This window comes from Aquabacterium sp. (assembly GCF_029946005.1).
Classification (GTDB): domain Bacteria; phylum Pseudomonadota; class Gammaproteobacteria; order Burkholderiales; family Burkholderiaceae_C; genus Aquabacterium.
Genome location: NZ_JAQSDR010000041.1, coordinates 86,993 through 93,463, shown reverse-complemented (window position 1 = coordinate 93,463; position 6,471 = coordinate 86,993). Strand labels below are relative to the sequence as shown.

6 protein-coding genes are annotated in these 6,471 nt (G+C 64.2%); 4 read left to right on the top strand and 2 right to left on the bottom strand.

Going from position 1 to position 6,471, the window contains the following annotated elements:
• Positions 1-473 precede the first annotated feature (473 nt).
• Positions 474-1,379, bottom strand: a complete 906-nt coding sequence (locus PSV38_RS20390) for a LysR family transcriptional regulator (RefSeq protein WP_300550787.1) — start codon at positions 1,377-1,379, stop codon at positions 474-476.
• Between the two features lie 71 nt (positions 1,380-1,450).
• Here PSV38_RS20390 and PSV38_RS20385 point away from each other — a divergent pair, with 71 nt between their 5' ends.
• The 4 genes from PSV38_RS20385 to PSV38_RS20370 all read left to right on the top strand — a co-directional run bounded on the left by PSV38_RS20385 (position 1,451) and on the right by PSV38_RS20370 (position 5,642).
• On the top strand, positions 1,451-2,068 hold the full coding sequence (locus tag PSV38_RS20385; protein WP_300550785.1) for an HD domain-containing protein: 618 nt from the start codon (positions 1,451-1,453) through the stop codon (positions 2,066-2,068).
• Between the two features lie 2 nt (positions 2,069-2,070).
• On the top strand, positions 2,071-2,568 hold the full coding sequence (locus tag PSV38_RS20380; RefSeq protein WP_300550783.1) for an SET domain-containing protein: 498 nt from the start codon (positions 2,071-2,073) through the stop codon (positions 2,566-2,568).
• A gap of 147 nt (positions 2,569-2,715) precedes the next feature.
• The gene (locus tag PSV38_RS20375; RefSeq protein WP_300550781.1) at positions 2,716-4,560 is read left to right on the top strand and encodes an ATP-binding protein; all 1,845 of its coding nucleotides are present in this window, start codon (positions 2,716-2,718) and stop codon (positions 4,558-4,560) included.
• 47 nt (positions 4,561-4,607) lie between these two features.
• Entirely contained in the window at positions 4,608-5,642 is a 1,035-nt protein-coding gene (locus tag PSV38_RS20370; protein ID WP_300550779.1) for a putative solute-binding protein, read from the top strand.
• Between the two features lie 66 nt (positions 5,643-5,708).
• Here the strand turns inward: PSV38_RS20370 and PSV38_RS20365 are convergent, their stop codons facing one another.
• Entirely contained in the window at positions 5,709-5,921 is a 213-nt protein-coding gene (locus PSV38_RS20365) for a hypothetical protein (protein WP_300550777.1), read from the bottom strand.
• Positions 5,922-6,471 lie beyond the last annotated feature (550 nt).

Here is a 6,471-nt window from a genome sequence, read left to right as displayed (position 1 = left end):
GTCGCCCCGCCCGCCTCCGACTCATCCCTGATCGCCCCGCTGGTGGCGCAGCACGGTTTGGGGCTGTGGCGTGGCGATCAGTGTGGCGTTGGCATCCGTCGTGCGGTTGGTGCCTGTTGACGCGGCGGTTGGTCCGCCACCGATTGCAGCCGTGGCGGGCCACCAGCGGGGCGAAAAAAGGGCTGGGCGGGCATCTGGCGGGGCGCCTTGTTGGTGCTGAGAAGCGGAATGCCGAGGTGGGCGTGCGCAGCACGCATCAATAACTGACTGGCCGTGGTTGTTTGAACGAAGCGGATGCAATCCGCGCAGTGAGTTCCATGGCCCCACCTCGGCATGAGCATCGCAAGGCAGTCCCGCTTTCAGCGGGACCACCAACATGAAGCCCAGCCGGATGCCCGCCCAGCCCGCGCCCCGCGCTGCCAAGACAAAGCAAACCACCCAGGCATCGCACCCGCACTCAGCAGCCCGCAACATCAAGCCCCAAACGCGTCCCTGGCATCCAGCAAGATTTCCCGAGCACGCTGCGCGATCGGGGACAGGTAGCCGCGCCGCCGCAGGATGCCGATGCGCCGGTGCACACCAGGCAGATCGAGCGGCACCACCACCACGTTGTCGGGCAGGGCCGACGGCGAGCCAAAGCGGGCGTTGAACAGGCTGACCATCTGCGTGCGCGACACCACGGTGTACAGCGACTCCAGCGAATTCACCTCCACCGGCACGCTCAGGCGCGGCAGGCCATGGCGGGCCGCTGCCTGCTCCAGGCTGCGCCGCGCCACCTCCTGCTTGCCCGAGCCCACCCATTGGCAGCCGATCAGGTCGGCCATGCACAGGCGCTCGCGTTGGGCCAGCGGGTGGCGGTCGTTCATGATCGCGCTGAAGGGGTCGTCGTACAGCTCGTCCACCTCCACGCCCGCCGGCAAGTCGTCCGGCAAGGGGCACACCGCCAGACCCAACTCTTTGCGGTCAATGGCGCCCAGCAGCACGTGGTTGAAGGCGGTCGTCACCTTCACGTGGGCGGCGGGCCGCTCGGTGGTCAGCGTGGGGAACAAAGCGCTCAGCACAAAGTGCGACACCGCCGGGGTGATGCCCAGGCGCAGCAGGCCGGCGTGGCCACCGCCCAAGTCGCGCGCCTCCATCACCGCGTCGTCCATGGCGTTGGACAGGGTGCGCACCCGGCCATAAAAGGCGCGGCCCGCCTCGGTCAACTCCGAACCGCGCGGGGTGCGGTTGAACAGCACCACGCCCAGGTGCTTTTCCAGGCGCTTGATGGATTTGCTCAGCGCGGGCTGGGTCAGGCCCAGGCTTTGCGCGGCCCGCACCAGGCTGCCCTCGGTGGCGGTGGCGATGAAATAGTGGATGTCAGGGTCAAGGGTGGCCATAACCCATGGTAATGGTCAAAGGCCATCGTGGTTATTTGCTTTCATGTCCCAAGCCGCCCAAACTGACGCGCATGAGCAGTCATCACCCGCCGCAGAACCACGCCACCTTCAGCCACATGCGAGATGGCACGCCCGAAGACTGGGCCGCCATCGCCCGTGAATTCGCCCCCTACGCCCGGCAGTTGCCCGACCGCATCCTGGACCACCTGAACCTGCTGAAAGGCGATTGCGGCGGCTTCCCCATCGACCGCCTGAGCCACTGCTTGCAGACCGCCACCCTGGCTCACCAAGATGGCCGCGACGAAGAATACGTGGTCTGCGCCCTGTTGCACGACATCGGCGACACCCTGGGCAGCTACAACCACGCCGACATCGCAGCGGCCATCCTCAAGCCCTTCGTGAGCGAAGAGAACCACTGGATGGTGGCCCACCACGGCATCTTCCAGGGCTACTACTTCTTCCACCACCTGGGCATGGACCGCGACCTGCGCGACCAACTCCAGCATCAGGCGGATCTGTACCGGTACACCGCCGAGTTTTGCGAGCGCTACGACGCGGCCGCCTTCGACCCCCAGCGTGAGACCCTGCCGCTGGCATTTTTCGAGCCGATGCTGCGCCGCGTGCTGGCCGTGCCCAAGCAAAGCCTGTACGCCAAGATCGTGGCCAGGGAGTCGGTGCCAGAATCCTGACCATGCCCACGCTTCGACCTCTGCCTGCCGCGCCCGATCCCGAAAGGGAAAAGGCCTCCGCCCCAGCCAAAGGCCAGGTCTCCGATCCTCAAAAAATCGCGGTCGAGGTCAAACCCAGTGCCATCGATGGTCAGGGCGTGTTTGCGCTGCAGGCCGTGCCCGCTCGGCGCAAGATCGGCGAGATCCGGGGTGAATCCGTCAGCACGGCCGAGGCCTTCAAGCGGGCCAAGGCCGCCGACAAAAGCACCGGCCGTGTCTTCATGATCGCGGTGACGAATGCGCGCTCAGTGGACGCCACCCAGTCGACCGACCCGCTGCGTTTTGCCAACCACTCTTGCGCCCCCAACATTGTGCTCAAGGTGCAGCAAGGCCGCGTGGCCTTCTACGCCTTGCATGACATTGCCGCTGGCGAAGAACTCACCGTGGCCTACGGCCCCACCCACCATGCCGGGCGCCTGGCCTGCCGCTGCGGCGCACCGGGCTGCGCGGGCAGTCTGTAGAAAACCCTCATACGCCAAGCCTGGGCTCCCCCTGAAGCGAGGGGGCCTTCATGGCACAACGGCGCCTTGTCGGCCCTTGATCGGTCCACAACGCACCCCGCGCACCAGTGACTTCACGAATACTGTATTCGTCAGGAGTCCTCCCTCATGAAACCGGTCCCCTTGGGCGATGTGCAGTTCAAAGTGCTCCAAGCACGCATCCGCATGCTGTTTGCGCACATGCCCGCGGCCTGCCTGGTCGCCACCAGCTTCTCCTGCTTGCTGGCCTGGTTGCTCTTGCCCACCATGGGCGGCCAGCGCGTGTGGGCCTGGTTGGCCTTGAAAGGCCTGATCGCCATCCTGCTGTTTGGCCAGTCGCGCCTGTTCAGCCAAAGCGCCGACCCGGTGCACCCCAAGTGGTACCGGGGCTTTCTGATCCTGCTGGCGATCGATGGCCTGGTGTGGGGCTCGGTCGGCTGGTGGATGACCCCGCTGGCGCGGCTGGACCTGATGGCCGTGACCCTGGCATGCTTGCTGGGCGTGGCCTCCATGGGCACCTTCATGCTCAACCCCGATGCGGGTTCGGCGCGGGCCTTCATCATCCCAATGCTAGTGCCCAACGCGGTGTTTTACCTCGCGCGCCAGGACTCGTTCGGCGTGTTCGGCGGTGCCTCGGTGCTGGCCTTCGTGGGCCTGCTGTTCCTGGAGACCCGCTGGGGGCAGAACCGCATCGAGGAGCTGCTCTTCCTGCGCTACACCACCGAGGAGGTGGCGCAAGAGCGCGCCAAGGCCCTGGCCTTGGCCCACCACCACAGCGAAGCCAAGAGCCGCTTCCTGGCCACCATGAGCCACGAAATGCGCACGCCCCTGCACGGCATGTTGGGCCTGACCCGCATGCTGCGCGACGAGGAGTTGCGCCCGCAAGCCCAGCAGCGCCTGGAGCTGGTGGAGCGTTCGGGCGAGCACCTGCTGTCGGTCATCAACGATGTGCTGGACACCTCCAAGATTGAAGCGGGCCACGTGAATGTCGAGCGACGCCCCTTCGACCTGAGCGCGGTCATCCACGACGTGGTGGCCATCTCCACGGTCAATGCGCAGGCCAAGGGTTTGCAATTGCTGCTGGAGTCCACCTTGCCCGCCCTTCACGAAGTGACGGGCGACGCTGCCCGGGTGCGCCAGGTGCTGCACAACCTACTGGGCAATGCCGTCAAGTTCACCGACCAGGGGCGCATCACCGTGCGGGTATCGCGCGTGGTGGGGCATGACACCGTGACCCTGGCGGTCGAGGACTCGGGCATTGGCATTCCCGGCGACGAGCTGCCCTTCATCTTCGAAGCCTTTCACCAGGTCGAAAGCTCGATGGAGCGTCGGCATGGCGGCGCGGGCCTGGGCCTGACCATCTCCCAAAAACTGTGCCGCGCCATGGGGGGTGACCTGCGCTGCACCAGTTCGCCCGGGCGGGGCTCGGTCTTTGTGGCCAGCTTTGGCTTGCCGGTGGTGGCGCGCGCCCAACAGGTCGGCCCGGGGAGCCGTGGCAAAACCGACGAGGCCCCATCGGACATGCTTCGCGCCGATGGCCGCCGGGGCCTGGTCCTGCTGGTGGAAGACAACCCCATCAACGCCTTGGTGGCCGATGCTGCGCTCAAGCAGTTCGGCCTGTCGGTGGTGCTGGCCGAAGACGGGCACAAGGCCCTGGGCTGGCTGCAGGACCACCAGCCCGACCTGGTGTTGATGGACTGCCAGATGCCAGGCATGGACGGCTTTGAAACCACGCAGCACATCCGGACCCTGGAGCGCCAGCAGGCCCGCGTGCGCGTGCCCATCGTGGCCCTGACGGCCAATGTGCTGCCCGAAGAGCGCCAGCGCTGCCTGGACGCCGGCATGGACGATCATCTGCCCAAACCTTTTCACCGCGACGACCTGACCCACTTGCTGGCCCAACACCTGCCCCGCGGGCATCGGTTGTCAGCAATGGTTACGGACGGGAGAACCACCCTGCAGCCCATGGCATGATCGCCGCCGATTCCCTCAAGGGGGCCACCTGTCGGCCCAACGCATTCATGAAAAAATCTCTCTTCGCCCTGGCCTTGGTCGGTGCTGTCCTGGCCCCCCCCGCCCTGGCCGCCAAGCAAAAGGTTTGCATCTTTGACATCCTGGGCACCAGTGGCGACGGCTTCAACGCCGCCAAGGACTACGCCGTCGAGATGCAGAAAACGGGTGTGGACCTGGAGCTCAAAGCCTATGTCGATGAGCGCGTGGCCGTGGAAGACTTCCGCACCGGCCAATGTGATGCCGTGATGGCCACCGCCCTGCGCACACGCAGCTTCAATGCCTTGTCGGCCGCCATTGACTCGGCTGGCGTGTCCACCATCGTGCGCAATGGCAAGGTCGACCTGGCCGCCAGCTACGAAGTGGTCCACAAAACCATCCAGACTTTCGCCTCACCCAAGGCCGCCGCGCTGATGGTGAACGGCCAGTTCGAAGTGGGCGGCATCATCCCCCTGGGCGCCGCTTATGCCTTCGTGAACGACCGCCAGATCAGCACGCTGGAAGCCGCCTCCGGCAAACGCATCGCCGCCTTCGACCATGACAAGGCCCAGGCCCAGTTGATCCAGCGCGTGGGCGCCCGCCCCGTGGCCGCCGACGTGACCAACTTTGGTGCCATGTTCAACAACGGCAGTGTGGACGTGCTCATCGCGCCATCCATCGCTTTCAAGCCGCTGGAGCTTGCCAAGGGCGTGGGCACCAAGGGCGCGGTGTCGCGCTACCCCATGACCATCCTGACCTACCAGATGATCATCAAGCGCGACCGCTTCCCGGAAGGCTTTGGCCAGAAGTCGCGCGAAGTGTGGCTGAGCCGGTTTGACTACGCGCTGGAGATCGTCAAGCGCTCCGACGCCTCGATCCCCGCCAAGCTGTGGATGGACCCCACCCCGGCCGACACCGACCGCTACACCGTGCTCATGCGCGATGGCCGCATCGACATGGCCGAGAAGGGCTTCTACGACAAGAAGGGCCTGAAGATCATCAAGCGCATCCGGTGCGACGTGAACCCCTCGGCGCCTGATTGCTCCGAGGCCACCGAGAACTGGTGAGCATGAAAAAAGCCCGCGAACTTCGCGGGCTTTTTACTGGCCCTGGGCCAGAGAGCGATCCGTGGATCAGCTCAGAGCTTGCAGCTCGGTGTTGACCTTGGCCAGCAGGTCGTCGGTGATCAGGCCGCCGGAGAACTTGGCAACCATGGACAGTGCAAAGCCCTTGCCCATCGCGATTTGCGGGTGGGTGGAAATGCCGGGCAAGTGCTTTTCCAGGATGGCCTTGGTGGTTTCGTTGTCCAGCAGATCGCCGAGTTTGGATTCGATCGAGAAGCTCATTGCAATGTCTCTCAACAAAGATGGAAGAAAGTGGGAAGGTGAAGGCGTAAGCATACCCGCTTCAAACGCTTGTTTACCATCAAACCGGGTTTTCCTTGTGCGGTGCTGCATAGCACAAAAACCGCTGCCTCCTGGCGCTGGTTGTTGGAAGGTTTTGTGATATGCGGGGGCCACTTATCCCCAAAATGAATGCACCGAGAAAGCGCATGTTGCATTTTGTAATCACTCCCTCGCAGATGCCGAGTACATGTGCTAAGTCCTTGATTTTATTGAATTCTTTGGCCGTGCCTCAAGTTTGGGCAGAACGGGGGAAACCCTCTGCTGACAAAGAGTTAGCGTCGGTGTGCAGAGGTTTCCCACAAAGTTATCCACAGCTTTGGTGGACAAGATCGGGCCTATGTGAATCAAGCACTTAGCGACGTCTGTTGCTGATCAACTTTGAAAGAGGTGAGCAAGGACCAAGAATCTGCGCGCGCCCCTCGACAAGTTGCCGGTTTTTAGGACGCACGCTCATGGAACAATGCGTTCAACGCGGCCCTGCAGCTGGCAC

Excerpts from the sequence above, each read along its gene's own strand:
- PSV38_RS20385 (WP_300550785.1), top strand. The coding sequence starts at position 1,451 with ATGAGCAGTCATCACCCGCCGCAGAACCACGCCACCTTCAGCCACATG.
- PSV38_RS20375 (WP_300550781.1), top strand. The coding sequence starts at position 2,716 with ATGAAACCGGTCCCCTTGGGCGATGTGCAGTTCAAAGTGCTCCAAGCA.
- PSV38_RS20365 (WP_300550777.1), bottom strand. The coding sequence starts at position 5,921 with ATGAGCTTCTCGATCGAATCCAAACTCGGCGATCTGCTGGACAACGAA.
- PSV38_RS20380 (WP_300550783.1), top strand. The coding sequence starts at position 2,071 with ATGCCCACGCTTCGACCTCTGCCTGCCGCGCCCGATCCCGAAAGGGAA.
- PSV38_RS20390 (WP_300550787.1), bottom strand. The coding sequence starts at position 1,379 with ATGGCCACCCTTGACCCTGACATCCACTATTTCATCGCCACCGCCACC.
- PSV38_RS20370 (WP_300550779.1), top strand. The coding sequence starts at position 4,608 with ATGAAAAAATCTCTCTTCGCCCTGGCCTTGGTCGGTGCTGTCCTGGCC.